This is a genomic window from Corynebacterium sp. TAE3-ERU12 (assembly GCF_019209905.1).
Taxonomy (GTDB): Bacteria; Actinomycetota; Actinomycetes; order Mycobacteriales; family Mycobacteriaceae; genus Corynebacterium.
In genome coordinates this window covers 1,231,590-1,256,071 of record NZ_JAHUTM010000001.1, presented here as the reverse complement: position 1 = coordinate 1,256,071, position 24,482 = coordinate 1,231,590, and the positions used below count along the sequence as shown (strand labels likewise).

Annotated in this window: 21 protein-coding genes; 5 read left to right on the top strand and 16 right to left on the bottom strand. The window is 62.9% G+C overall.

Going from position 1 to position 24,482, the window contains the following annotated elements:
• Positions 1–80: 80 nt before the first annotated feature.
• Both KRX51_RS05735 and KRX51_RS05730 read right to left on the bottom strand, forming a co-directional pair.
• Positions 81–1,007: a restriction endonuclease gene (locus KRX51_RS05735; protein ID WP_218362039.1), complete on the bottom strand. Its 927-nt coding sequence runs from the start codon at positions 1,005–1,007 to the stop codon at positions 81–83.
• A 65-nt stretch (positions 1,008–1,072) separates the two neighbouring features.
• Complete coding sequence (locus KRX51_RS05730) at positions 1,073–1,990, bottom strand: heme o synthase (protein WP_218362296.1); 918 nt, start codon at positions 1,988–1,990, stop codon at positions 1,073–1,075.
• Between the two features lie 184 nt (positions 1,991–2,174).
• Here KRX51_RS05730 and tkt point away from each other — a divergent pair, with 184 nt between their 5' ends.
• The 5 genes from tkt (at position 2,175) to pgl (ending at position 8,825) form a co-directional block, all read left to right on the top strand.
• Positions 2,175–4,271 carry a transketolase gene (gene tkt, locus KRX51_RS05725; RefSeq protein WP_218362037.1) on the top strand — a complete coding sequence of 699 codons (2,097 nt, stop codon included), beginning with the start codon at positions 2,175–2,177 and terminating at the stop codon, positions 4,269–4,271.
• 145 nt (positions 4,272–4,416) lie between these two features.
• The gene (tal, locus tag KRX51_RS05720; protein ID WP_218362036.1) at positions 4,417–5,535 is read left to right on the top strand and encodes a transaldolase; all 1,119 of its coding nucleotides are present in this window, start codon (positions 4,417–4,419) and stop codon (positions 5,533–5,535) included.
• A 29-nt stretch (positions 5,536–5,564) separates the two neighbouring features.
• Positions 5,565–7,115, top strand: a complete 1,551-nt coding sequence (gene zwf, locus KRX51_RS05715; RefSeq protein WP_218362035.1) for a glucose-6-phosphate dehydrogenase — start codon at positions 5,565–5,567, stop codon at positions 7,113–7,115.
• Positions 7,116–7,145: 30 nt separating this feature from the next.
• On the top strand, positions 7,146–8,096 hold the full coding sequence (locus KRX51_RS05710; protein WP_218362034.1) for a glucose-6-phosphate dehydrogenase assembly protein OpcA: 951 nt from the start codon (positions 7,146–7,148) through the stop codon (positions 8,094–8,096).
• A 3-nt stretch (positions 8,097–8,099) separates the two neighbouring features.
• A complete protein-coding gene (gene pgl / locus KRX51_RS05705) occupies positions 8,100–8,825 on the top strand; it encodes a 6-phosphogluconolactonase (protein WP_218362033.1) in 726 nt (241 codons plus the stop codon).
• A 68-nt stretch (positions 8,826–8,893) separates the two neighbouring features.
• On the opposite strand, the gene secG is transcribed toward pgl, so the two are convergent.
• From secG to ribD, 14 genes are all read right to left on the bottom strand, one after another.
• Positions 8,894–9,136 (bottom strand): preprotein translocase subunit SecG, encoded by a 243-nt coding sequence (gene secG, locus KRX51_RS05700; protein ID WP_218362032.1) that lies wholly within the window; start codon positions 9,134–9,136, stop codon positions 8,894–8,896.
• Between the two features lie 118 nt (positions 9,137–9,254).
• The gene (gene ppc / locus KRX51_RS05695; protein WP_218362031.1) at positions 9,255–12,044 is read right to left on the bottom strand and encodes a phosphoenolpyruvate carboxylase; all 2,790 of its coding nucleotides are present in this window, start codon (positions 12,042–12,044) and stop codon (positions 9,255–9,257) included.
• 52 nt (positions 12,045–12,096) lie between these two features.
• Entirely contained in the window at positions 12,097–12,882 is a 786-nt protein-coding gene (tpiA, locus tag KRX51_RS05690; RefSeq protein WP_218362030.1) for a triose-phosphate isomerase, read from the bottom strand.
• A gap of 144 nt (positions 12,883–13,026) precedes the next feature.
• Positions 13,027–14,235: a phosphoglycerate kinase gene (pgk, locus tag KRX51_RS05685; RefSeq protein ID WP_218362028.1), complete on the bottom strand. Its 1,209-nt coding sequence runs from the start codon at positions 14,233–14,235 to the stop codon at positions 13,027–13,029.
• 127 nt (positions 14,236–14,362) lie between these two features.
• Positions 14,363–15,367, bottom strand: coding sequence for a type I glyceraldehyde-3-phosphate dehydrogenase (gene gap, locus KRX51_RS05680; RefSeq protein WP_218362027.1), 1,005 nt, complete (start codon positions 15,365–15,367; stop codon positions 14,363–14,365).
• Positions 15,368–15,523: 156 nt separating this feature from the next.
• Complete coding sequence (whiA, locus tag KRX51_RS05675; protein WP_218362295.1) at positions 15,524–16,501, bottom strand: DNA-binding protein WhiA; 978 nt, start codon at positions 16,499–16,501, stop codon at positions 15,524–15,526.
• Positions 16,502–16,615: 114 nt separating this feature from the next.
• Positions 16,616–17,566 carry a uridine diphosphate-N-acetylglucosamine-binding protein YvcK gene (gene yvcK, locus KRX51_RS05670; RefSeq protein ID WP_218362025.1) on the bottom strand — a complete coding sequence of 317 codons (951 nt, stop codon included), beginning with the start codon at positions 17,564–17,566 and terminating at the stop codon, positions 16,616–16,618.
• Positions 17,567–17,578: 12 nt separating this feature from the next.
• Positions 17,579–18,472: an RNase adapter RapZ gene (gene rapZ, locus KRX51_RS05665; protein WP_218362024.1), complete on the bottom strand. Its 894-nt coding sequence runs from the start codon at positions 18,470–18,472 to the stop codon at positions 17,579–17,581.
• A gap of 22 nt (positions 18,473–18,494) precedes the next feature.
• Positions 18,495–20,510: an excinuclease ABC subunit UvrC gene (gene uvrC / locus KRX51_RS05660; RefSeq protein ID WP_218362022.1), complete on the bottom strand. Its 2,016-nt coding sequence runs from the start codon at positions 20,508–20,510 to the stop codon at positions 18,495–18,497.
• A gap of 5 nt (positions 20,511–20,515) precedes the next feature.
• Positions 20,516–21,016 (bottom strand): PH domain-containing protein, encoded by a 501-nt coding sequence (locus KRX51_RS05655; RefSeq protein WP_218362020.1) that lies wholly within the window; start codon positions 21,014–21,016, stop codon positions 20,516–20,518.
• The gene (ribH, locus tag KRX51_RS05650) at positions 21,013–21,489 is read right to left on the bottom strand and encodes a 6,7-dimethyl-8-ribityllumazine synthase (protein ID WP_218362018.1); all 477 of its coding nucleotides are present in this window, start codon (positions 21,487–21,489) and stop codon (positions 21,013–21,015) included. The genes KRX51_RS05655 and ribH overlap by 4 nt, the downstream gene beginning before the upstream one ends.
• Complete coding sequence (locus tag KRX51_RS05645; RefSeq protein WP_218362017.1) at positions 21,486–22,745, bottom strand: bifunctional 3,4-dihydroxy-2-butanone-4-phosphate synthase/GTP cyclohydrolase II; 1,260 nt, start codon at positions 22,743–22,745, stop codon at positions 21,486–21,488. Before KRX51_RS05645 ends, ribH begins: the two co-directional genes overlap by 4 nt.
• 12 nt (positions 22,746–22,757) lie before the next feature.
• Positions 22,758–23,345, bottom strand: a complete 588-nt coding sequence (locus tag KRX51_RS05640) for a riboflavin synthase (protein WP_218362015.1) — start codon at positions 23,343–23,345, stop codon at positions 22,758–22,760.
• 55 nt (positions 23,346–23,400) lie between these two features.
• Complete coding sequence (gene ribD / locus KRX51_RS05635) at positions 23,401–24,480, bottom strand: bifunctional diaminohydroxyphosphoribosylaminopyrimidine deaminase/5-amino-6-(5-phosphoribosylamino)uracil reductase RibD (protein ID WP_218362014.1); 1,080 nt, start codon at positions 24,478–24,480, stop codon at positions 23,401–23,403.
• Between the last annotated feature and the right edge of the window lie 2 nt (positions 24,481–24,482).

The window sequence follows — 24,482 nt, the reverse complement described above, 5'->3', positions numbered from 1 at the left end:
GGGCTCGGTGCGTCGGAAGGCTCGTACAGACGAGCAATAGGCCCCTCTTACTGGGACATCATCCGTAGCGTAGCGGAGCGTTACTCCTCGAAGAAGTCTTCATCGACTTCGTAAAGAGTGAACTCGCGCTTCTTATGCACAGCAACGCCGTAAGACAGCATCAAACTCGTGAGCTTCAGGCCGTCAATGAGAATAATTTTGCCGTGGCGGTACCGTTCAGCAGTACGCACAGCAGCAGGCTGGAAGCTCGACGTCGTAATGAAAACACCCAGGTTCGCCCTGCGGGAATCCAGTGCACCAATGAAGTTGCGGATCTCCGGGTCGCCCACCTTATTGGTATCGGCATAACGCTTCGCCTGGATATAGATATTGGTCAGGCCAAGAGCATCCTGACTGATAATCCCGTCTACCCCACCGTCACCGGAACGGCCCACACGTTTCTTCTCGCCATGGGAACCGCCGTAACCCATCGCCCACAACACATCAATGACAGCATCTTCGAAAAACCCAGGAGAGGCCTGCTGCAGCTTCCGGCGCAGCTCAGTCTCCGTCTGGGCGTTAAACGCCGCCTCAGCATCAGCCATCGTTTCGATGGGGTCCGATTGGTCCGTGGCTTCTACATCGCTGGTATTCGGAGAAGCCTTTTTGCGGGCCGCAACTTCCTCCTGATACTCCCGCCACGCCGGCCACTCCAGCATGTCTTTTTCGGTGTACTCAGTCAGATCGCGGCTATCGACGGCACGACCGTCCTCAGTGATCCGGTACCGGCCACGCTTAGGACGATCCAGCAGACCTGCAATGGTAAGCCCGGAGAAAGCCCACTGGATTCGATTCACGTATCGGCTCTGGCCAGAAGAAATCGTCTCTGCACGGACATCGTCGGACAGCTGGAGATAGTCGGCCACCAGCTCGCAGATATCACGGCCCGCGCGCTCGTGGCCGTCGCCGAGCACTCGCAGCACAATGGGGCGGAATTGGTCAGTTGTTGGTGTGTTGTCTGTACTCATGCGTTCCTTTTCGTGCGCCTAAACATAAGGCGAAACAGCCAGCCCTCACCGTCGGCAAGCGAAAACTAGGACACCAGTGAGCCGATGGTCTGCAGGCCCAGCACGGCATCCACAGACAGGCCCACGCACACCAGCGACAGGTAGTTATTCGACATCAAGAACAGCTTCATCGGCCTGATGCTGCCGCCCGCCTTGACGTCGCGATGTAACACAATGGAGCCGTAGAGGAACCACGCACCGGCGGCTACCGACACCACCGCGTAAATCCAACCAGCGGCCGGAATCAGCAAGAACGTGGTCACCGCAGTCGCGGCGGTATAGGCAATGATGCGCTTGGTGACGTAAATCGGCTCATGCACCACCGGCATCATCGGCACCCCAGCGGCCTCATAATCCTCGCGGTAACGAAGCCCCAGCGCCCAGGTATGCGGCGGGGTCCAGAAGAAAATCACCATGAACAGCACCAGTGCCTGCCACCAGTGCCAAATGCCATCGACATTGGTGGTGTTGTCGGTAATAACCGCCCAGCCCACAAAGACCGGCATACAGCCAGCAGCGCCGCCCCAGACCACATTCTGGTCCGTGCGACGCTTGAGCCACATGGTGTAGACGAACACGTAAAACGCGATCGTCATCAGGATAAAAACAGCCGCTAGCAGCGAGTTACACAGCAACCACAGCCACAAAAACGACGCCACCATCAAGGTGGTGGCAAAGATCATGGCATTGCGATTCGACACGCTCTCCAGGGCCAAGGGGCGCTTCCGGGTGCGCTTCATCATCTTGTCGATATCAGAATCGGCAACCATATTGAAGGTATTGGCAGCCGCAGCGCCCATCCAGCCACCGGCGAGGGTAGCCAGAATGAAGCCCACGTGGACCTCGCCACGATCGGCCTGCAGCATCGCCGGAATCGCCGCGACGAGCAGCAGCTCAATCACGCGAGGCTTCGTCAGCGCGATATACGCCTTGACGGTATCCAGCAATGGTCCTCCCAGACAGGTTAGGGCTAGCAGGCAACGCACAAAGAGCCTAGCGGCTCAATCGTAGCCTTGACCGTACCCCACACCCCCACCGGGCTGGTCGGCGCGGTGTGCCCCAACCCTTACCGTGCGGGATAGAATGGCCCGGACAACACGACGACACCAACCGGTAGGAGCCCTTCCCGTGACGTTATCCCCCGAGCTGCAGCCCCGAGTCCGACGCAATTACCCCGACGACTGGGCCGAGCTGGATACCAAAGCCGTGGATACCGCCCGCGTGCTCGCCGCCGACGCCGTGCAAAACTGCGGCTCCGGCCACCCCGGCACCGCCATGAGCCTCGCTCCCCTGGCCTACCTGCTCTACCAGCGCGTACTGCGCCACGACCCGACCGACCCCACCTGGGTTGGCCGCGACCGCTTCATCCTCTCCTGCGGCCACAGCTCACTGACCCAGTACATCCAGCTCTACCTCGCCGGCTTCGGCGTCGAACTCGATGACCTCAAAGCACTGCGCACCTGGGGCGCCCTGACCCCAGGCCACCCCGAATACGGCCACACCGACGGTGTCGAAATCACCACCGGCCCCCTCGGCCAGGGCCTGGCCTCCGCTGTGGGCATGGCTATGGCCGCCCGCCGCGAGCGTGGCCTATTCGACCCCCAGGCCGCCGCTGGCCAGTCCCCCTTCGACCACCACGTCTACGTCATCGCCTCCGACGGAGATATCCAGGAAGGCGTCACCGCCGAGGCCTGCTCCTTAGCCGGCACCCAGAAACTGGGCAACCTGATTGTGTTCTGGGATGACAACGGCATCTCCATCGAAGACGACACCACCATCGCCTTCACTGAAGACGTCGCCGCCCGCTACAGCGCCTACGGCTGGCAGGTCATTGAGGTCAACGGCGGTGAGGACGTCGCTGCCCTGGAAAAGGCTGTTGCCGAGGCCAAGGCCGAAACTGAGCGCCCCACCTTCATCCGGGTGCGCTCCGTCATCGCCTACCCCGCGCCCAATGCCATGAACACCGGCGCCTCCCACGGCGCCGCCCTGGGTGATGACGAAGTCGCCCTCATTAAGGAAGAACTCGGCTTCGACCCGAACCAGAGCTTCGCCGTGGCCGATGAGGTCATCGAGCACACCCGCGGCGCCATCGAGCGCGGCAAGGCCGCCCACGCCACCTGGCAGGAAAGCTTCGACGCCTGGGCCAAGGCCAACCCGGAAGCCCACGACCTGTTCACCCGTCTCGAAGCCGGTGAGCTGCCCGAGGGCTACGCCGCCGAGCTGCCCAGCTGGGACGCCGACGCCAAGGGGGTGGCCACCCGTAAGGCCTCCCAGGAAGTGCTGCAGGCCCTCGGCAAGACCCTGCCGGAACTCTGGGGCGGCTCCGCCGACCTGGCCGGTTCTAATAACACCGTGATCAAGTCCGACCCGTCCTTCGGCCCGGAAGAGATCACCACCGACACCTGGACCACCTCCCCCTACGGCCGCAATCTGCACTTCGGTATCCGCGAGCACGCCATGGGCGCCATCCTCAATGGCATCACCCTGCACGGCGGCACCCGCGTCTACGGCGGCACCTTCCTCATCTTCAGCGACTACATGCGCCCCGCAGTGCGCCTGGCCGCCCTGATGGGCATTTCCCCGCTGTACGTGTGGACCCACGACTCCATTGGCCTGGGTGAGGACGGCCCGACGCACCAGCCCATCGAGCAGCTGGCCACCTTGCGCGCCATCCCGGGCATGGCCACCCTGCGCCCGGCCGACGCCAATGAGACCGCCGCTGCCTGGACCGCCGCCCTCGAGGCTGCCCCCGGCCCGAAGGCGCTGGCGTTGACCCGCCAGAACGTGCCGGTGCTTGAGGGCACCAAGGACAAGGCCGCCGAGGGTGTGCGCCGTGGCGCCTACATCCTGCGCGATACCGATGGCACCCCGGACATCATCCTTATGGCCACCGGCTCTGAGGTGCAGATGGCCATCGAGGCCGCTGATGTGCTCGCCAAGGACGGCGTGGCAGCCCGGGTTGTCTCCGCCCCGTGCCTGGACTGGTTCGATGAGCAGGACGCTGACTACCGCGAGCAGGTGCTGCCCCGCGAGGTCCGCGCCCGCGTCTCCGTTGAGGCCGGTATCGCCATGAGCTGGCATAAGTACCTCGGTGATGCTGGTCGCGCGGTGTCCCTGGAGCACTTTGGTGCCTCTGCCCCCTACCAGAAGCTGTTCGAGGAATTCGGCATGACCACTGAGTCTGTGGTTGCTGCCGCCCGCGAGTCCCTGGCCGCGGCGAACTAACAGCAGGAACAACCGCAGCATCCCGTCCACCCGCGTGGGCGGGATGTTCGCGTTACCGCGCGTCTTCTACCGATCTCATGTGCGCCATGGGCGTCGGTAGCGCATACTCGACACCACGTATCAATCGGAAAGGTCACCTCTTCTTATGGCGAATACCCCGCTGACCCAGCTCGCCCAGACCGGCACGTCCACTTGGCTCGACGATCTCTCCCGTGGCCGCCTGCAGTCCGGCAACCTCACTGAGCTGATGACTGAGCGCGACGTCGTCGGTGTCACCACCAACCCGGCTATTTTCCACACGGCCATGACCGTCGGTGATGCCTACAACACCCAGCTCGATCAGCTTGCCGACGCTGGCGCCGACGCCGCCGAGGCGGTGTTCACCATGGCTATCGAGGACGTGCGCAACGCCTGCGATGTGCTGGAACCGGTCTATGAGGAAACCAATGGCGAAGACGGCCGGGTCTCCATTGAGGTCGACCCCCGCTACGCCGCCGATTATGAGCAGACCATCGCCCAGGCCCGCGAACTGTGGTCCCGCGTCGGCAAGCCCAATGCGATGATCAAAATCCCGGCCACCGACGAATCCCTGCCGGCTATTTCCGACGCCCTGGCCGAAGGCATCGCCGTCAATGTGACCCTCATTTTCTCCCTGCAGCGCTACCAGCAGGTCGTTGACGCCTATATCGATGGCATCAGCCGTGCGAAGCAAGCCGGCCTGGATATCTCCCAGATTTACTCTGTGGCGTCCTTCTTCGTCTCCCGCGTCGATTCTGAGGTCGATGGTCGCCTGGAGGCCATCGGCACCGACGAAGCCCTGAAGCTGCGCGGCGCGGCCGGTGTGGCCAATGCCCGCCTGGCCTACGACCACTTCGAGAACACCTTCACCAACAGCAATGAACGCTGGGCTGAGCTGGCTGCTGCCGGGGCGAATGTGCAGCGCCCACTGTGGGCATCGACGGGTGTGAAGAACCCGGACTACCCCGCCACCATGTACGTCACCGGCCTGGCTGGCCCGCACACCGTCAACACCATGCCTGAGGCCACCCTGGAGGCCACTGCTGCTGCCGATATTGACCAGGTGCCCGATACGCTCAGCGGCACTGGTGCTGCGGCCAAGCAGACTATGGCCCAGATCGCCGCTGTTGGGGTCGATATTGACGATGTGTTCACCCTCCTGGAAAAGCAGGGTGTCGATAAGTTCGTCGCCAGCTGGAATGAGCTGCTTGACGCTATCGGCGGCCAGCTCGACGAGCGCCGCTAAACCCACCCGCGCCTACTGCGAAAGTTCCCATGAGTAACGACGCCCTCGGCAATCCCACCGGTTGGACCAACCCCCTGCGCGACCCCCGCGATAAGCGGCTGCCGCGCATCGCTGGCCCCGGTGGCATGGTGATCTTCGGTGTCACCGGTGACCTGGCCCGCAAAAAACTCTTGCCGGCCATTTATGACCTGGCCAACCGTGGCCTGCTGCCCGCATCCTTTGCCCTGGTGGGCTATGGGCGCAGGGAGTGGTCGAAGGAATACTTCGAAAACTACGTCTACGAGGCTGTCGCCGCCGGTGCCCGCACCCCGCTGCGTGAACACGTGTGGCGTCGCCTGGCCGAGGGCATCCACTTCGTCCAGGGCACCTTCGATGACGATGAGGCATTCGACCGCCTTGCCGGGCGCCTCGCCGAGCTTGATGCTTCCCGCGGCACCGCCGGCAACTGGGCGTACTACCTGTCGATTCCGCCGGATAATTTCCCCGACGTGTGCCACCAGCTTGACCGGGCCGGCCTGGCCCGCCCTGGGGCGGAGAACTGGCGCCGGGTCATTATTGAAAAACCCTTCGGCCACGACCTCGCCTCGGCGCAGGAACTCAACCGGATTGTGAACTCGGTTTTCCCCGAGGAGTCGGTATTCCGCATCGACCACTACCTCGGTAAAGAAACCGTGCAGAACATCCTGGCGATGCGGTTCGCGAACCAACTATTCGACCCGCTGTGGAACTCCCACTACATCGACCATGTGCAGATCACCATGGCCGAGGATATTGGCCTTGGTGGCCGCGCTGGCTATTACGACGGTATCGGCGCTGCCCGCGACGTTATCCAAAACCACCTGCTGCAGTTGCTGGCCCTGGTGGCGATGGAAGAGCCGATCGACTTCACCCCGGAGCAGTTGCAGTCGGAGAAAGTCAAGGTGCTGCGCGCTACTGAGCCGGTCACGCCGCTGTCGAAAACTACCGCCCGCGGCCAGTACGCAGCCGGCTGGCAGGGCTCACACCCCTGCGTCGGACTGCGTGATGAGGAAGGTTTCGACCCGGCCTCTACCACCGAAACTTTCGCCGCCTGCACCCTGCAGATCAATTCCCGGCGGTGGGCTGGGGTGCCGTTCTACTTGCGCACCGGTAAGCGTCTGGGCCGGCGTGTCACCGAGATTGCTTTGGTGTTTAAGACCGCGCCGCACCTGCCGTTCGCGGACACTATGACCCAAGCCCTTGGCGCTAATGCCATGGTCATCCGGGTGCAGCCTGATGAGGGCGTGCTGTTGCGCTTCGGTTCGAAGGTGCCGGGTTCGACGATGGAAGTCCGCGACGTCAATATGGACTTCTCCTACTCGGAGTCGTTTACCGAACAGTCCCCGGAGGCCTATGAGCGCCTCATCCTGGATGCCTTGCTTGATGAGGCCAGCCTCTTCCCCACCAATGAAGAGGTCGAATTGTCCTGGCGCATCCTGGACCCGATTATCAATTTCTGGGCGCAACGCGGCCGGCCGGACGATTACCCGGCTGGCACCTGGGGCCCGGCATCCGCGGATCGGATGCTGGCCCGCACCGGTCGCGCTTGGCGACGCCCCTAGACCGCGCATCACGTACCCCGGAGAAACCCGATGATCATTACTCTGACTGACTCCGACACTCGCGATATCGCCCGCGAACTGGTCCGCCGCCGCGATGACGGCGGCATGGTCACCACCGGCCGAGTGCTCACTTTGGTCGTGCTTGCCGACGGCGACGACGACCTGGAATCCATCATCGCCACCGCCAATGAAGTCTCCCGCGAGCACCCCGCCCGCGTGCTGATGCTGGTCTCTGAATCCCGCGATGGGGACAACCGCCTCGATGCGGAAATCCGCCTCGGCGGTGATGCCGGCGTCGGCGAGATCATCGTCATGCACTTGGCCGGCAAAATAGGCGACCACCCTGAGGCCGTTGTCATGCCGCTGCTGCTGCCTGACACCCCGGTGGTGGCCTGGTGGCCCACAACTCCCCCAGTGACCCCCTCAGAGACCGAGATCGGTGCCCTAGCCCAGCGCCGCATCACCGATATGCGCGCCTCGAAGCGGCATAACCCCCTTGAGGTGCGGCGCAATGCCTACCGGCCGGGTGATTCGGACCTGTGCTGGTCCCGGCTGACCGCATGGCGTGGTGTGCTGGCCTCTGTGCTGGACCTGCCGCCCCATGAGCCGATCACGGGGGTCACCATTACTGGTGCCGCCGATAACCCGTCAGTTGACCTGGCCGCCGGTTGGCTCGCCGACCGGTTAAGCCTGCGGGTGCGGCGCACCATTTCCGAGGACCCGGCCGCCAATGATCCACACCGGGTGCCGGTGACCCGGGTACACCTGCAGCGCCCGACCAGGGATATCGTCGTGGAAACCGTCGATGAAGAAACCGCCCAGGTGTGCATCGGTGACCGCCCGCCGTTCCGGGTTGCGGTATCGGCCCGCCCGGAAGTTGACTGCCTGGCCGAAGAACTACGCCACCTGGACCCCGACCAGGCCTACGCCCGCGCCCTGCGCGGCCTGTCCCGCGTAGACCGCAGCACCGGAGTGAAATAACCAATGAGCATTACTGTTTCCCGCCACGACGACCAAGACGGCCTCATCGAAGCCGCCCGCGCCCGGTTCGTGGCGCAGGTAAGCGCCGCCCAACGCGATGGTGGCATTGCCCGCGTCGTGCTCACCGGTGGTGGCGCCGGCATAGGGCTGCTCCGAGCATTGCGTGCCGACTACGGGGATATTGATTTCTCCCGGGTGCTTGTGTTCTTCGGCGATGAGCGTTTTGTGCCTGCCGATGATGCCGAACGCAATGAACTGCAGGCCCGCCAGGCGCTGTTGGACCATATCGACATCCCGGCGCAGAATATCTTTCCCATCGCCGCCAGTGATGGGCAATTCGGTGCCGACCCGGAGGCTGCCGCTGCGGCCTATGCCCGAGTACTTGCCGAACACGCGCCCGATGGTTTCGATATTCACCTGCTGGGCATGGGCCCGGAGGGGCATATCAATTCCCTGTTCCCCCATACTGAGCATCTGGCGGCCACCGGCACTGTGGTGGCAGTGCGGGACTGCCCGAAGCCCCCGCCGACCCGGGTGTCGCTGACCTGGCCGGCCATCGCCACCGCGAAGCACGTGTGGCTGCTTGTTGCCGGCAGCGCGAAAGCCGAAGCCGCTGCGGCTGCTGCCTCTGGTGCTAACCCGCAGCAGTGGCCCGCCGCTGGCGCCAGGGGCAGTGAAGAAACCGTGCTGTTCGTCGCCGCCGACGCCAGCGGCTGGTTAGACGACTAACCACACACGTAAAAGACCGCCGCATCCGGTATGGATGCGGCGGTCTTGGTGTACGCGGGGGCGGAGTCTTAGGTATTCCAGCCGAAGGCCTGGTACAGGCCCAGCAGGACAATGCAGGCCACCCACAAAATCGCGGTGATCACCGTAATCCGGTCCAAGTTTTTCTCCACCACGGTGGAACCGGACAGGTTCGACTGCATGCCGCCGCCGAACAGGCTGGACAGGCCGCCGCCCTTACCCTTATGCAGCAGGATAAACAGGGCCATCAGGAATGAGGTGATGACCAAGATAATCTGAAGTGCGAGGTACACGCGGGTCTTTCCTCTGCGAAAATCGGGAACGTCCGGTCTTCACAAACCGGGTGGTTAATTCTGCACCAGGATAGCGCACGCGGGCAGTGAAACCAGCGCGCGCCCCCAGCGGCGTGGCCTAACCGGAGTTACGCAACGCCGTGGCCAGACCATTCATCGTCAACTGGATCGTGCGGCGCACCCGGTCGCGCTCATCGCCGGCGCGGTAGCGGCGCAGCATCTCCAACTGGATGACGTTGAGCGGCATCAAGTACGGGAAACGCATATCCACCGAACGCGCCAGCAACGGGTTATCGTCCAGCAGGCCTTCTTGGCCGGTGATATCGAAGAAGATCTGCTTCGTCAGCTCGAACTCGTCAGTGATCCGGCCGTGAATGCGGTCCGCAATATCCTGGTCATCAAGCAAATCAGCGTAGAGCCGCGCAAGATCCATATCGGCCTTGGCCATCACCTGCGCCATATTGGACAGCACCGAGGCGAAGAACGGCCACTCACGGTACAGCTCACGCAGCTCCTGCAGGCGCGCCCCGTCGGGGTCCTCGCCGATCCACTGCGACACAGCCGAACCCACACCGAACCAACCAGGCACCATGGAGCGCTGCTGCGACCAGGACAACACCCACGGGATAGCACGCAGGTCAGAAATGGACGTGGTCTGCTTACGCGAGGACGGGCGGGAACCAATATTGAGGCTGCCGATCTCCGCCAGCGGCGTGGAGGTTTCAAAGAACTCGATGAAACCCGGGTCCTCGTGCATCAACTCCGCATAAGCAGTGCGGGACAGCTCCGCGATCTCCGACATGATCTTATGCGCCCGCGGCGGCGTCGGCGGCTGCCCGATGGTCAACAGCGTCGACTCGATCGTCGCAGACACCAGCGCCTCCAGGTTGCGTCGGGCCGCCTCGGGGTGACCGTACTTGGCGGAAATAATCTCGCCCTGCTCAGTCACCCGCACCTGGCCCTGCACCGCCCCGGTGGGCTGGGCCAGGATCGCGTCATAGGACGGCCCGCCGCCACGGCCGACGGTGCCGCCACGGCCGTGGAAGAGGCGTAAGCGAATCTCATGGTCCCGGGAGACCTCAGTCAGCTGCAATTCAGCGTCGTATAGCGCCCAGTTCGCGGCGAAATAGCCGCCGTCCTTATTCGAATCCGAGTAGCCCAGCATGACCTCCTGAAGGTCATGGCGCATGCCGACGTAGGCGCGGTAGAACGGCAAGGCCCACGCATCACGCAGCACCCCAGCCCCGGCCTGCAAATCCTCAATGGTTTCAAACAGCGGCACCACATCAGGGCCAGCGATGGGCCCGTCGGTGCCGATGGTGATCAGGCCGGTTTCCTTCAGCAGGATCATCGGCTCGAGCAGGTCAGAGACACTGGTGCACATCGAAATGATGCAGCGCGGCACCATCTGTTGGCCATAGGCCTGCACGGCCTCAGCGGCGGCACGCATAATGCCCAGTTCACGTTCGGCGACCTCACCAAGGGTGGCGGTGGTGGGAACCAGCGGGCGGGCCGAGGACAATTCCTGCACCAGCAGGTTGACCTTGTCGTCCTCACTCAGCGAGCGGTAGTCATCAGTGACCCCGGCAAGCGCGAACATTTCAGTGAGCACGTCCTCGAAGGACTCCGAGTTCTGGCGCAAATCCAGCGAGTACAGGTGGAAGCCGAAGGTCTCCACGGACAACTGGATGGCGGCCAGGCGGTGGTCGGCGATGATGTCGTCGTGGTTGCTGCGCAACGACTCCTCCACCACACGCAGGTCACCTTGGAGTTCGCTGACATCCCCATAGGGCTCGTACTCGGACCAGTCGCCCTCGATGACGTTATCGCCCAGGCGGGTGATGGCGGTGGCGGCGACGCGGCCACGGATACCGTGCACGGCACGCCGGTACGGCTCATCAACACGGCTGGGAATATCGTTATGCCCAGCCTTGGCCAGGCTCATCAGGTCCACTGAGACATGTGAGAGCCGGTCCGACAGGGACAGTTCCCGCTCCAGGGCGTGCAGCTGCTTCAAATAGTGACGCAGGATGACTGCAGCCGCCCGGTCCGAGGCGTAGCGCACGGTTTCTGCGGTGACGTACGGGTTGCCGTCATGGTCGCCACCAATCCACGAACCCATCCGCACCATCGGCAATGAGGGCACCTCGGCGTCAGCGAAGCGACGCAACTCACGCTGGATATCGGCATTGAGCTGCGGCACGGTCTCCAGCAGGGACAGCTGGTAGTAGCGCAGGCCAACCTCAATCTCATCGCGGATATCGGGGCGGTTGACGCGGATCAGCGCGGTCTGCCACAACGTGGTGATACGGCGCCGGATCTCCAGATCAATGGCCTCAATGCGCTGCTGAGTGCGGGCATTTTCCTTCGCACCGGCGATTTCGTGGCGCAGCCGCATCGCCGCAGCAATATGCTTCTGCACGTCAAAAACAGTTCGGCGGCGGGTTTCGGTGGGGTGCGCGGTCAGCACCGGGGTGACCTCACCATTGAGCAGCATATCGGCGGCATCGGCCTTCTCGATGCCAGCGTCGGCAAGCTTGCCCCACGTCGCGTCGAGCGAAGAATCAAACGGCGGGTAGCCGGCATCAAGGTGATTTTCGATGATGCGTTCTTCGTGCAGATCCTCAGCCAAATTGGCGAGCAGCGCGAAGTGGGTGAAAGCCCGCACTACCGGGCTGGCGTCATCGGCGTCGATATCGCGGAACAGCCCGGTGAGCTCAGCAATGCTTTCCTCACCCCGGTGTAGGCGGAAAGCGGTCTGGCGAGCAGTTTCCACCAGCTGGAAAACATCTTCGCCTTCTTGTTCCCGGATGACGTCGCCGAGGATTCGGCCGAGGTGACGGATATCGTCACGGAGCAGGGTGTCGCTCGGTCCCGGGATAGCGGAATTGGTATCGCGTGAATGCATGCCCGGGATGCTACCGCCCCGCCGGTGAATATGCCGACGGGGCGGGGTCTAACTAGTTGTTCACCGCGTCCACAGCCAGGGCAGCCAGCTTGGCGAAGTCCTCCCCATCCAGGGAAGCGCCACCGACCAAGCCGCCGTCGACGTCGTCACGCGAGACCAGCTCAGCGACGTTATCGATCTTCATGGAGCCGCCGTAGAGGATGCGCATGGAATCAGCGACATTATCGCCGGCGATCTCGCGGACCTTATCGCGAATCGCGGCGCAGACTTCCTGCGCGTCAGCAGCCGAGGCGACCTTGCCGGTACCGATAGCCCACACCGGCTCGTAGGCAATAACCGTGTTTTCCAGATCGGTTTCGGTCAGGCCGGACAGCGAGTTTTCCACCTGGGTGACCACATGGTTGACGTGCTCGCCGGCCTCACGGACCTCCAGCGGCTCGCCGACGCACACAATGGGCTTCATATCGGCCTTCAGCGCGGCCTTGGCCTTCTTGGCGACGATCTCGTCGGTCTCGTTGTGCATCTCGCGGCGCTCAGAGTGGCCGACCACAACCCAGTCGCAGCCCAGCTTGGACAACATGCCAGCGGAGATCTCACCGGTGTAGGCGCCGGAGTCATACATGGAGATGTCCTGGGCGCCGTAGGTGACGCGCAGCTTATCGCCCTCCACCAGGGTCTGTACCGAACGCAGGTCGGTAAACGGCGGGATGACGGCCACATCAACGTCGTTGTAGACGTCCTTATCCAGCGCGAAGGCCAGCTTCTGGACGACGCCGATGGCCTCCAGGTGGTTGAGGTTCATTTTCCAGTTACCGGCAATAAGAAGCTTGCGTGCCATAAGAGGTATAGGTCCTTTCGAAAAGTGTTTTTAGGAAATTTATGCAGTGCGGATGAAGCGGTGCAGCGGCGCGGGCCGACCGTTGCTATCGTACGGCCGGCCCGCGACACCTGGGATCAGATACCTGACCCCGTTGTGAGTGAACTAGCGGTCGAGGACTTCCACGCCCGGCAGGTCCTTGCCCTCAAGGAACTCCAGGGAAGCGCCGCCACCGGTGGAGATATGGCTAAACCCGTCCTCGTCGAGGCCCAGGGCGCGCACCGCAGCAGCGGAGTCGCCGCCACCGACGACGGAGAAGCAGCCGTCCTTGGTGGAGTCGATAATGGCCTGGGCGACGTGGCGGGTGCCGTTGGCGAAGTTGTCCATCTCGAACACACCCATCGGGCCGTTCCAGAACACCGTCTTCGCCTCAGCCAGCTTGGTGCCGAAGGCCTTGGCGGACTCGGTGCCGATATCCAGGCCCATCCAGCCATTGTCGATGGCGTCGACGGCAACGATCTTGTGGTCGGCGTCGGCGGCGAACTTATCAGCAACAACAACGTCAGAAGGCAGCACGATCTTTTCGCCGTAGCGCTCCAGCAGGTCCTTACAGGTGTCGATCATCTCATCCTGCAGCAGCGAATCGCCGACCTCATAGCCCTTGGCCTTGAGGAAGGTGAAGCACATGCCGCCGCCGATGATGAGGTTGTCCACCTTCGGGGCCAGGGCCTCAATCACACCGAGCTTGTCGGAGACCTTGGAGCCACCCAGGACCACCGCGTAGGGCTGCTTGGGTTCCTTAGCCACGGTGCGCAACACCTCAAGCTCGGACTGGACCAGGCCACCGGCGTAGGCCGGCAGCTTCTTGGCGACGTCGTAGACAGATGCCTGGGCGCGGTGGACCACACCGAAACCATCAGAGACGAAGGCACCTTCGGGCACCAGGGCGGCCAACTCGGCGGCGAAAGCCTCGCGCTCGGCTTCGTCTTTGGAGGTCTCCCGGGGGTCGAAGCGCACGTTCTCCACGAGCAGCACATCGCCTTCGGTGAGGCCATTGGCGCGCTCATGGGCGTCCTCACCGGAGACATCGGCGGCAACGGCGACGTAGCGGTCGAGGCGCTCGGAGAGGGCCTCGGCCACAGGTGCGAGCGACAGTTCGGGCTTAACCTCACCCTTCGGCCGGCCCAGGTGGGCGGTGACCACAACCTTCGCACCTGCCTCGGAAAGCTTCTTCAGCGTCGGCACGGAGGCATCCACGCGGCCGAAGTCGGTAATAGCGCCGTCCTTGAGCGGGACGTTGAGGTCAGAACGGACCAGGACGTAGCGGCCGTCGACGCCTTCGTCGATGAGGTTATCCAGAGTGTGCACGGTCATGAAGATTCCTTTGCTGCGGGTGTTGTGTAGATATGGGTCGGGCCGGGGTGCGCGCCGAGGCGCACCCCGGCCCGGGGCGTAGTGCTAGCAACGACCTACCTAGCCGGTGCTGAGCATCGCGGGGTTATTAGAGACGCTCGCCGACGTAGGTGGTGAGGTCCACGAGGCGGTTGGAGTAGCCCCACTCGTTGTCGTACCAGGACACAACCTTGACCTGATCGCCGATGACCTTGGTCAGGCCGGAGTCGAAGATCGAGGAGTGCGGGTCGGTAACGATATCGGTGGACACCAGCGGGTCCTCGCTGTAGGCCAGGACACCCTTCAGGTCGCCCTCGGCGGCCTTCTTGATGGCGGCGTTAACGGCCTCGACGGAGACCTCCTTCTTGGCGGTGAAGGTCAGGTCGGTAACCGAGCCGGTGGGCACCGGCACACGCAGAGCGTAGCCGTCGAGAACACCCTTGAGCTGCGGGAGCACCAGGGCCACAGCCTTGGCGGCACCGGTGGAGGTCGGCACGATATTCAGGGCTGCGGCGCGGGCGCGGCGCAGGTCCTTATGCGGGGCGTCGTGCAGACGCTGGTCGCCGGTGTAGGCGTGGATGGTGGTCATCAGACCACGCTCGATGCCGAACTCCTCGTCGAGGACCTTGGCCATCGGGGCGAGGCAGTTGGTGGTGCAGGACGCGTTGGAGATGATGTTGTGCTTCTCCGGGTCGTAGTCGGTGTGGTTGACACCGACGACGAAAGTGGCGTCCTCATTCTTCGCCGGGGCGGAGATGATGACCTTCTTGGCGCCACCGTCAATGTGGGCCTTAGCGGCGTTGGCATCCGTGAAGAAGCCGGTGGACTCGACAACAATGTCGACGTCGACGTCGCTCCAGGGCAGGTTCTTCGGGTCGCGCTCGGCCCAGACGACAATGCGCTTATCGCCGACGGTGATGGACTCATCATCGAAGGTGACGTCCTGACCAATACGGCCCAACAGGGAGTCGTACTTGAGCAGGTGGGCCAGGGTCTTGTTATCGGTGAGGTCGTTGACCGCCACGATGTCAATGTCTGCGCCGGATTCCATAACAGCGCGGAAGAAGTTGCGGCCAATTCGGCCGAAGCCGTTGATACCTACACGAACCGTCACGATGTGCTCCTTAAAGAGTCGCTTTCTCGGATGCCGCCACCCGGATGATTCCGGGGGCTGGCTCACCTATAGATCCTACCGACATTTAAGGGGCGCTGCAGCCGCTGAGCACCGGCGTCCGCAGACGAATTAGCCACCAGCGGGTGAACTTGCCCACTAACTGCCAGAGTTGCCATCCACCGCGGCATGAGTGTTGGCCACCCCAAGCTCAGCAGCCCGCCGATCCGCCATCGACAACAGCCGCCGAATACGGCCCGCCACCGCGTCTTTGGTCATCGGCGGGGTGGCCAACTGGCCCAGCTCCTCCAGCGACGCCTGGGTGTGTTCCACCCGCAGCCGCCCGGCAGTCACCAGGTGCTCGGGCACATCATCACCCAGGATCTCCAGGGCCCGCTCCACCCGGGCCGCAGCGCGGGCGGCAGCGTCGGCACTGCGCCGCATATTCGCATCATCGAAATTCGCCAACCGGTTCGCGGTATTGCGAACCTCCCGACGCATCCGGTGCTCCTCCCACTGCAGGCGCGTCTTCTGCGCCCCCATCCGGGTCAACAAGGCACCAATGGATTCCGCGTCCCGGATCACCACCCGGTCCCCCGTCTTGGTCTCCCGGCTCTTCGCGGTCAAACCAAGCCGTCGGGCACAGCCCACCAACGCCAACGCCGCCTCCGGGCACGGGCAGGTGACCTCCAGTGACGATGAACGCCCCGGCTCAGTAAGTGAACCATGCGCCAGGAAAGCACCCCGCCAGGCGGCTTCGGCATCGACAATCTCGCCGCGAATAATATGCGGCGGTAAACCCCGCACCGGACGGCCTGAACGGTCCACCAGACCAGTGCGGCGGGCCAGCTCATCGCCGCCGTCGACCACCCGCACCACATAGCGGGTGGTGCGCCTAATACCGCCCGGCTGCAGCACAATAAGTTCCGGGGCCACATTGAATAGTTCCTGGATCATGCGGTGCAGGCGACGTGCCACCGCCCCCGCGCCGACCTCAGCCTCCACCACAATCCGGCCACTGACCAGGTGCAAAGCACCCGCGAAGCGCAGCAGGGAACTCACTTCAGCGCGCTGCGCGCTTTCTTGGGCCACCTCTACACGGGCGAGCTCGTCTTTCACCTCGGCCGTTAGCGCCATGGAAGCCTCCAGATCGTTGTGGACAACGCTGTACCGGCCACTGCGGTGACCAGAATGCACATCGCGATTCTACCCGGCGGGCACTACCCACCTGCCCCACAGTGCCCGCGGCCGCTACCGCAGCTGCTCAGCCAGGGCAGTACCCAGCTTCGCGCAATCATGCCGCCCAGTCACCCGGCCGAACTCATCAAGTTCGCGGACATCGGCAAAGACCACCTCAGCGTCCAATAAGGCCGCCGCGCGCTGTAAGTGACTGCGCTCCCGGCTACTCGGCACCGTCGCCTCATCAACCAGAATCTGGTCAACAGTCAGCCCTGGAGCGTGTTGCTGAATCATGTGAATATGCCGCTCAGTGGAAAAACCAGCGGTCTCCCCCGGCTCAGACACCAAATTCAGCACCACCACACGGTGCGCCTTCGTGGTCCGCAGTGCCTCCACCAAATCCGGCACCGTCAGGTGCGGCAACACCGAGGTAAACCAGGACCCCGGGCCAAGAGTCACCATATCGGCACTGTGAATCGCCTCGATAGCTTCTTCGCTAGCCGGCGGATTAGCGGGAATAAGCCGAATACGACGCACCTGGCCAGGAGTGGTCGCCACCGCAACCTGGCCGCGCACCGTACTCACCACCCGGGCATCATCTTCCAGGCCGACCACTTCGGCCTCAATATCCAACGGCACCGGGCTCATCGGAACCACCCGGCCCCGAATATCCAGAATGCGGCCCAGCTCATCAAGGGCGGCAATCTCGCTGCCCAAAATAGACACCAGCCCGGCAATGAGCAGGTTGCCGACGGCATGGCCGGCCAGCGCACCGGTGCCGCCGAAACGATGCTGCAAAGTATCGGCCCACAGCTGGCCGTGCTCATCAGTATTCGATAAAGCGGCCAAAGCCATGCGCAAGTCACCAGGCGGGATCTGGCCCAATTCCCGGCGGATACGGCCTGAGGAGCCACCATCATCAGCGACGGTGACAATGGCGGTGATGTCATCAGTGATCGTGCGCGCCGCCGAGAGCGTGGCGTAGAGCCCGTGTCCCCCGCCGAGGCAAGTAAGTGAGGTCATGACGAGCTGCTCCTAAGGACGATCGATATCGCGGTGCACGGCGGCGACTTCCACGCCCTGCATTTCTTGGAGCCGAGACACCAAAGCCTCAGTCATCGCCACAGACCGGTGGTGGCCACCGGTACAACCAATCGCCACCGTCATGAAGCTCTTCCCCTCCCGGTTATAGCCAGGCAGCGCCACCTCAATCATTTGCTGCATCAGATCTAAAAACCGCTCCGCATCCGGCTGGGCCAGCACATAATCGGCCACCGGAGCGTCGGTACCGCGATGCGGGCGCAGATCCGGAATCCAATACGGATTCGGCAAAAAGCGCACATCCACCAATAAGTCAGCATCGCGCGGCGCGCCGTGCTTAAACCCAAAGGACTGCACCGTGACCCGCTGAGTACGCGAGGCCGGGTTAGCGAACTGGCGCTCTAACTCCCGGCGCAAATCATGAATACTCATGCTGGAGGTATCAATAACCACATCGGAGGACTGCCGAATCGAGGACAGCATCTCGCGTTCCCGGGCAATACCGAAAGACAAGGTCTCACTGCCCTGCAGGGGGTGGCGCCGGCGCACCTGGTCGTACCGGGCGATGAGCACATCATCCTCGGCATCCAAATACAGCACCAGCGGACTGCGACCAGCAGCACGCAACCGGTCCAGCACATCGCCCAATGAGCCCGCGAACTGGCGGGAGCGCACATCGGTGACAATAGCGAGCCGCTCCACAGGGGAATCGCCCTCGAAGGACAACTCCACCATGCGCACAATGAGCTCCGGGGGCAGGTTATCTGCGACGTACCAGCCCATCTCCTCTAAGACTGAGGCAGCCGTATTACGGCCGGAGCCGGACATACCAGTAATGAGGACCAGAGAGGTGTCGGGGCGCGTCCCGGGATTCGGCTGCTCGCTCATGGTTCAAGACTACTGTTCGTAGCTAAATTGTGCTGGTATCCGAATGCAATGCGGTAAAAACCGCCTCAGCCAGGGCTGGGCCGATACCCGGGGCCTGCTGAATCTGCTCCACATCAGCCTGCTTCAGCTTCGCCACCGAACCGAAATGCTTCACCAATTCGGTACGCCGCTTCGGCCCTAAACCAGGCACCCCATCAAGTACCGAAGCCCGCATCCGCTTCGAACGCTGCTGACGGTGATAGGTAATAGCGAAACGATGCGCCTCATCGCGCAGGCGCTGCAGCAAAAACATTGCCTCCGAATTACGCGGCAAAATCACCGGCTCCGGGTCCCCCGGCACCCACACTTCCTCTAAACGCTTCGCCAACCCCACCAGCGCCACATCAGTCACACCCAGCTCATCGAGCACCGCCTGAGCAGCCGCGACCTGCGGGGCACCACCATCGACAATGAATAAGTTCGGCGGGTACGCGAATTTATGAACCCCGGTGGTCTCCTCCTGCGCGTCGACCTCCTCAGCGAAAACCGTGCCGTCATCGGTGGCGGGCATCGCCAACTTGTCCTCCACATGACGTTTAAACCGCCGGCGCACCACCTCAGCAATAGAGGCCACATCGTCGGAATGCCCACCGCCGGCGGCTTCCTTAATCCGGTACCGGCGGTAATCAGCCTTCTTCGGCAAACCGTCCTCAAACACCACCAAAGAAGCCACCACATCGGTGCCCTGGATATGCGAAATATCGGTGCACTCAATACGCAGCGGCGCCTCCGGGAGGAAAAGCGCATCCTTAATTTCCTCCAAAGCCTGCGAGCGGGCCGTGAGATCCCCGGTGCGTTTGAGTTTGTGCTGCGTCAACGCCTCGGCGGCGTTCCGCGCCACCGTGTCCATCAGTTCCCGCTTATCGCCGCGCTGCGGCACCCGCAGATCAACATTCGCGCCCCGCAGATTCTGCAGATAATCCACAATATTGTCGCGCTCGGCTGGATCGGCCTGAACCAGAATCTCGCGCGGCACCGCCGTCGTGCCATCAGTATCTTCGGCCCCATCCACCCGGGCATGATCCATGGCATCACCGTAGAACTGCACCATGAACTCGGCGATAAGCTGCGGCAACGCCGGGTCCGGGGCGCCTTCCGGGATCGGGCCGGACTCAGTATCGCCAGTTTTCTCCACTGTCCAACCACGCTGGCCGTGAATGCGGCCTTTACGGACATGGAAAATCTGTACCGCGGCCTCCAGCTCATCAGTGGCAAAAGCGATGAAATCGGCGTCGGTCGCGTCGCCAAGCACCACCGACTGCTTCTCCATCACCGAACGCACCGCAGCAAGGTCATCACGCAGCCGGGCGGCACGCTCAAAATCGAGCTCCTCAGCCGCGCTTGCCATATCTGCCTCAAGCTGACGGACCACACTGCGGGTATTGCCCGACATAAAAGACATAAAGCCGTCGACAATCTCCCGATGCTGCTCAGCGCTGACCTTGCCGACGCACGGCGCGGCGCATTTATCGATATAGCCCAATAGGCACGGCCGGTCGAGCTGCCGCTGCCGGTTAAACACACCCTTCGAGCAGGTGCGGGCGGGGAAAACCCGAGTCAACAAATCAAGGGTTTCGCGCACCGCCCAGGCCTGCGAATACGGGCCGAAATAGCGCACGCCCTTCCGCCGCGGGCCGCGGTAGACAAACAGTCGCGGGTATAACTCCTGCACGCTGACTGCCAACATGGGGTACGACTTATCGTCGCGGTACATCACATTGAACCGCGGGTTGAAACGCTTAATCCAGGTGTACTCCAACTGGAGCGCCTCAACCTCAGTGTGCACCACCGTCCACTTCACCTGGGCCGCGGACTGCACCATCTGCCGGGTGCGCGGGTGCAGCTGCGTGATGTCCTGGAAGTAATTGGACAGCCGGGCACGCAGATTTTTCGCCTTACCGACGTAAATAACGCGGTCGGCGGCGTCCCGAAATGTGTAGACCCCCGGCTCGGTAGGGATCGTGCCAGGGGCAGGCCGGTATTCGGCGGGGTCCGCCATAGGAGTTAATCCTCCGGCATATAACGGTCTTCAAGTTCGCGGAACCGGTGCACTGCTTGCACAGCGGCCTCACCGTCACCAGCCTGAATGGCCCACATGGGCACAAACTCGAAATCGGGCAGCTCCAGACGAGCCCACCGGGCGGTCTTCGGGAAGCTCAGCCCATAAATATCGTCCCAGACATAGAAATGCCCAGATAGGTAGTTGCGCACCTCCACGCCGCGGGAGTTCACCCGCACCCGAGCGCGCTTGAGCATCAATGCCGCACCGGCAAAAACCAAACCCACCAGCGGGAAGGCAGTGAGATCAACTGGGGTGAGCACCACGCCGGTATCACCAATATTGACCACCACGCCCATGAAGATATGCAGCACCATGATGGCCGCTGCGGCACCCCAGGCCCACCGGTTCATTGTCTTCGAGGTGACCACAAGCTCCCAGTCGCCATCGAGGGCAGACCGGATCGCAGGAGTATCGATATCGCTACCCGCATGTGGTTCGCTCATCGGGTTCCCTCCACTTCCCGCAGAATATGGGCGGTATGTAGCGCCGCCACCATGGCCTCACGGCCCTTATTCTCCGCCGAATCGGCAAAACCTGCCCGGTCGACGGCCTGTTGCTGAGTGTCACAGGTCAACACCCCATTGCCTACCGGAGTGCCGGTATCAAGCGCAATGCGGGTCAACCCTTCAGTCACCGAATCGCACACATAATCAAAATGCGGAGTACCACCACGCACCACGCACCCCAACGCCACCACCGCATCGCAGGTACGCGCCAACGCCTGGGCCACCACAGGGATCTCCAGGGCACCGACAACGACATGGGAACGCACCGTGGCCCCAGCCTCCTCGGCGGCACGAACAGCCTGCTGCTGCAGCTGGCCAGTGATCTCCTCATTCCAATGCGAGGTCACCACGCCAATGGTCAGACCCGAACCGTCGGGCAGGTCAATAGTGGGCAATCCGGCACCGCTCATCGGCCCTCCTCCTCAGCAACGCTGTGCTGCTTCACATAGTCATCCAACCAGGGCAGCTCATGGCCCATACGCTGCTGCTTAGTCAGCAGATAACGCACATTATCCTCATTGACCTCCACCGGAACCGGGACCCGGCGGGCAATAGTGAGCCCATAGCCGCCCAGGCCGGAACGCTTGGTGGGGTTATTCGTCAGCAACGCCATCGACCGCACCCCAAGATCCCGCAGAATCTGCGCCCCGGTGCCGTACTCGCGGGCATCACTGGGCAGTCCCAGCGCAAGATTCGCGTCGACCGTGTCCGCGCCCTCATCCTGCAGCTGATACGCCCTCAGCTTGTGTAACAGGCCAATACCGCGGCCCTCATGGCCACGCATATACAGCACCACACCCCGGCCGGCTTCCTGCACAACCGCTAATGACGCATTGAGCTGCTGGCCGCAGTCGCAACGCCGCGAGCCGAAAACATCGCCGGTCAAACACTCCGAATGCACTCGCACCAGCACATCGGCACCGTCATTGCTGGACGGGTCCCCCACCACCAGGGCCACATGCTCCACCCCATCAACAAGACTGCGGTAGCCATGCGCCCGAAACACCCCGTGCTCGGTGGGCATATGGGTCTCAACGACCTTCTCCACCAACGTCTCATTATGGCGCCGGTGGTCAATGAGCTGCTCAATAGAAATCAGCGCCAGATCGTGGCGATCACAGAACTCGCGCAGCTCCGGGGCGCGCGCCATCCCCGTCGGGTCCTGTTCGGAAACAACCTCACACAACACACCAGCCGGGCGCAGCCCCGCCAGGCGAGCCAGATCCACCGCAGCCTCGGTATGGCCGGCACGAGCAAGCACCCCACCATCTCGGGCGCGCAGCGGCACCACATGGCCAGGGCGGGTGAAATCTGCGCTGGAGCTCGACGCGTCGGCAAGCAGCCGAATAGTGCGGGCCCGGTCAGCCGCAGAAATGCCGGTAGAGCCCGTATTGGCGTCGACGGTGACCGTATAGGCCGTACCGCGCACGTCCTCGTTATGCGCCACCATCGGCGGTAAACCCAGCCGATCACAGTCCTGGCTGGTCAGTGAGGCGCACACATAACCCGACGAATAGCGCACCATGAACGCCAGCAACTCTGGGGTGGCCTTCTCAGCGGCGAAAATAATATCGCCCTCGTTCTCGCGGTCCTCGTCATCAACAACGACAACAGCCCGCCCGTTAGCGATATCGGCAATCGCCCGATCCACGGTGTCGAAATGCATCACCACTCCAGCCTAACGCTCAAGCATTTGTTCGACGTACTTCGCCAACACATCAACCTCAAGGTTGACCGTTGTTCCCACGCCCGCCTCACCCAAGGTGGTTTCCTCCAGCGTTGTCGGAATAAGACTGACCTCGAACCAGCCATCCCCCTTGGCCGATACCGTCAGCGATGTGCCGTCGACAGTGATCGAACCCTTCTCCACCACATACCGAGCAAGCTCAGCAGGCAAGGAGATGCGCACCACTTCCCAATGCTTCCCGGGGTTGCGGCTGAGCACCTCCCCGGTGCCGTCGACATGGCCCTGCACAATATGGCCACCAAAACGGCCCCCAACAGCCATTGCGCGTTCCAGATTCACCCGGCTACCCGCCTGCAATGAGCCCAAACTGGAGCGGTTCAGCGTCTCACGCATCACATCGGCGGTGAAGCCGGAAGCGGTGCGATCCGCCACAGTCAGGCACACACCATTGACCGCTATTGAATCGCCGTCGCGGGCATCGGAGACAACCACGCTGCACCCGACCGTGAGCCGAATAGCATCGCCCTGGTCAAGCACCTCAGTGATACGGCCTGTTTCCTCGATTATTCCGGTGAACACCTAGACCAGACTAGCCGCCGGGTGGACACAGCGGGCCAACGGCCCAACCACACCCTCACGACGCGGCGTGGCGCACCGCCCGCAACAGCACATCATTGCCCAATTGCGTCACAGAGGTTGTCCGGAACCGACGCAGATCCCCAATAGTGGTCTGCGCACCAACCTGCACCGCCGCCGAGCCCGCACCCAATACCGCCGGGGCGATATAGGCCTCAATCGCATCCACACAACCAGCGGCAACAAACGCACCAGCCAGGCGTGGCCCGCCTTCTACCAACACATCAACAAACCCCAACTCGCCGAGCTTGCCGACGACCTCGCCGATATCCCGGGTAAACAACTGGCACATCCCACCAGCGCCGACAACCCGGAAATCCTCATCGGCGCCGCCGCGAATAAGCGCATCCGTGGCCACCTCAGATCGGCCCACCACAATCCGCGCCGGCTGATGCGGCACAGCAACACCCCCGCGATCCCGGGCAGTCAACCTCGGATTATCCGCCAGCACAGTGCCCGTGCCCACCACAATGGCATCCCGACGCGCACGATCCACGTGCACATGATCCCGGGCCGCCTGCCCCGTAATCCACTGCGAAGTGCCGTCGGTAGCAGCAGCCAACCCATCAATCGTGGTCGCCGTCTTCAACGTGATATGCGGCCGACCAGTGCGGTTGGTATGCAACCAGGCGCGCAGAACCTCATCGGCAACGATATCGGCCAACACCCCGCCGGTGACCGCAATGCCGTGCTGGCGCAGCTCGTCGGCACCACCAGCGGCAAGCGGATTCGGGTCCGCCAGCGCGTAGACCACCCGACGAACCCCAGAGGACAACAACGCACCCGTACACGGCGGAGTACGCCCCTGATGATTACACGGCTCTAAGGTGACCACGGCAGTACCACCGTCGGCACGCCCACCAGCAGCCCGCACCGCCTGCGCCTCGGCATGTAGTCCCCCGGCCGGGTCAGTACCTGCAACAGCGATGGGCACACCGGCACCATCGAGCAACACACACCCCACCGCCGGGTTGGGGCGAGTAGTGCCGCGTACCCGCTGGGCGGCCGCAATCGCCAACCGCATCGCCGAGGTATCAGAAACCGGGCCGTCGCTCAGCAGCTCAGGGAAAACCGGCATGG

Excerpts from the sequence above, each read along its gene's own strand:
- rapZ (WP_218362024.1), bottom strand. The coding sequence starts at position 18,472 with ATGAGCGAGCAGCCGAATCCCGGGACGCGCCCCGACACCTCTCTGGTC.
- uvrC (WP_218362022.1), bottom strand. The coding sequence starts at position 20,510 with ATGGCGGACCCCGCCGAATACCGGCCTGCCCCTGGCACGATCCCTACC.
- KRX51_RS05645 (WP_218362017.1), bottom strand. The coding sequence starts at position 22,745 with ATGCATTTCGACACCGTGGATCGGGCGATTGCCGATATCGCTAACGGG.
- pgk (WP_218362028.1), bottom strand. The coding sequence starts at position 14,235 with ATGACCGTGCACACTCTGGATAACCTCATCGACGAAGGCGTCGACGGC.
- tal (WP_218362036.1), top strand. The coding sequence starts at position 4,417 with ATGGCGAATACCCCGCTGACCCAGCTCGCCCAGACCGGCACGTCCACT.
- ribD (WP_218362014.1), bottom strand. The coding sequence starts at position 24,480 with ATGCCGGTTTTCCCTGAGCTGCTGAGCGACGGCCCGGTTTCTGATACC.
- whiA (WP_218362295.1), bottom strand. The coding sequence starts at position 16,501 with ATGGCGCTAACGGCCGAGGTGAAAGACGAGCTCGCCCGTGTAGAGGTG.
- ppc (WP_218362031.1), bottom strand. The coding sequence starts at position 12,044 with ATGCATTCACGCGATACCAATTCCGCTATCCCGGGACCGAGCGACACC.
- yvcK (WP_218362025.1), bottom strand. The coding sequence starts at position 17,566 with ATGACCTCACTTACTTGCCTCGGCGGGGGACACGGGCTCTACGCCACG.
- zwf (WP_218362035.1), top strand. The coding sequence starts at position 5,565 with ATGAGTAACGACGCCCTCGGCAATCCCACCGGTTGGACCAACCCCCTG.
- KRX51_RS05655 (WP_218362020.1), bottom strand. The coding sequence starts at position 21,016 with ATGAGCGAACCACATGCGGGTAGCGATATCGATACTCCTGCGATCCGG.
- pgl (WP_218362033.1), top strand. The coding sequence starts at position 8,100 with ATGAGCATTACTGTTTCCCGCCACGACGACCAAGACGGCCTCATCGAA.
- ribH (WP_218362018.1), bottom strand. The coding sequence starts at position 21,489 with ATGAGCGGTGCCGGATTGCCCACTATTGACCTGCCCGACGGTTCGGGT.
- KRX51_RS05735 (WP_218362039.1), bottom strand. The coding sequence starts at position 1,007 with ATGAGTACAGACAACACACCAACAACTGACCAATTCCGCCCCATTGTG.
- KRX51_RS05710 (WP_218362034.1), top strand. The coding sequence starts at position 7,146 with ATGATCATTACTCTGACTGACTCCGACACTCGCGATATCGCCCGCGAA.
- tpiA (WP_218362030.1), bottom strand. The coding sequence starts at position 12,882 with ATGGCACGCAAGCTTCTTATTGCCGGTAACTGGAAAATGAACCTCAAC.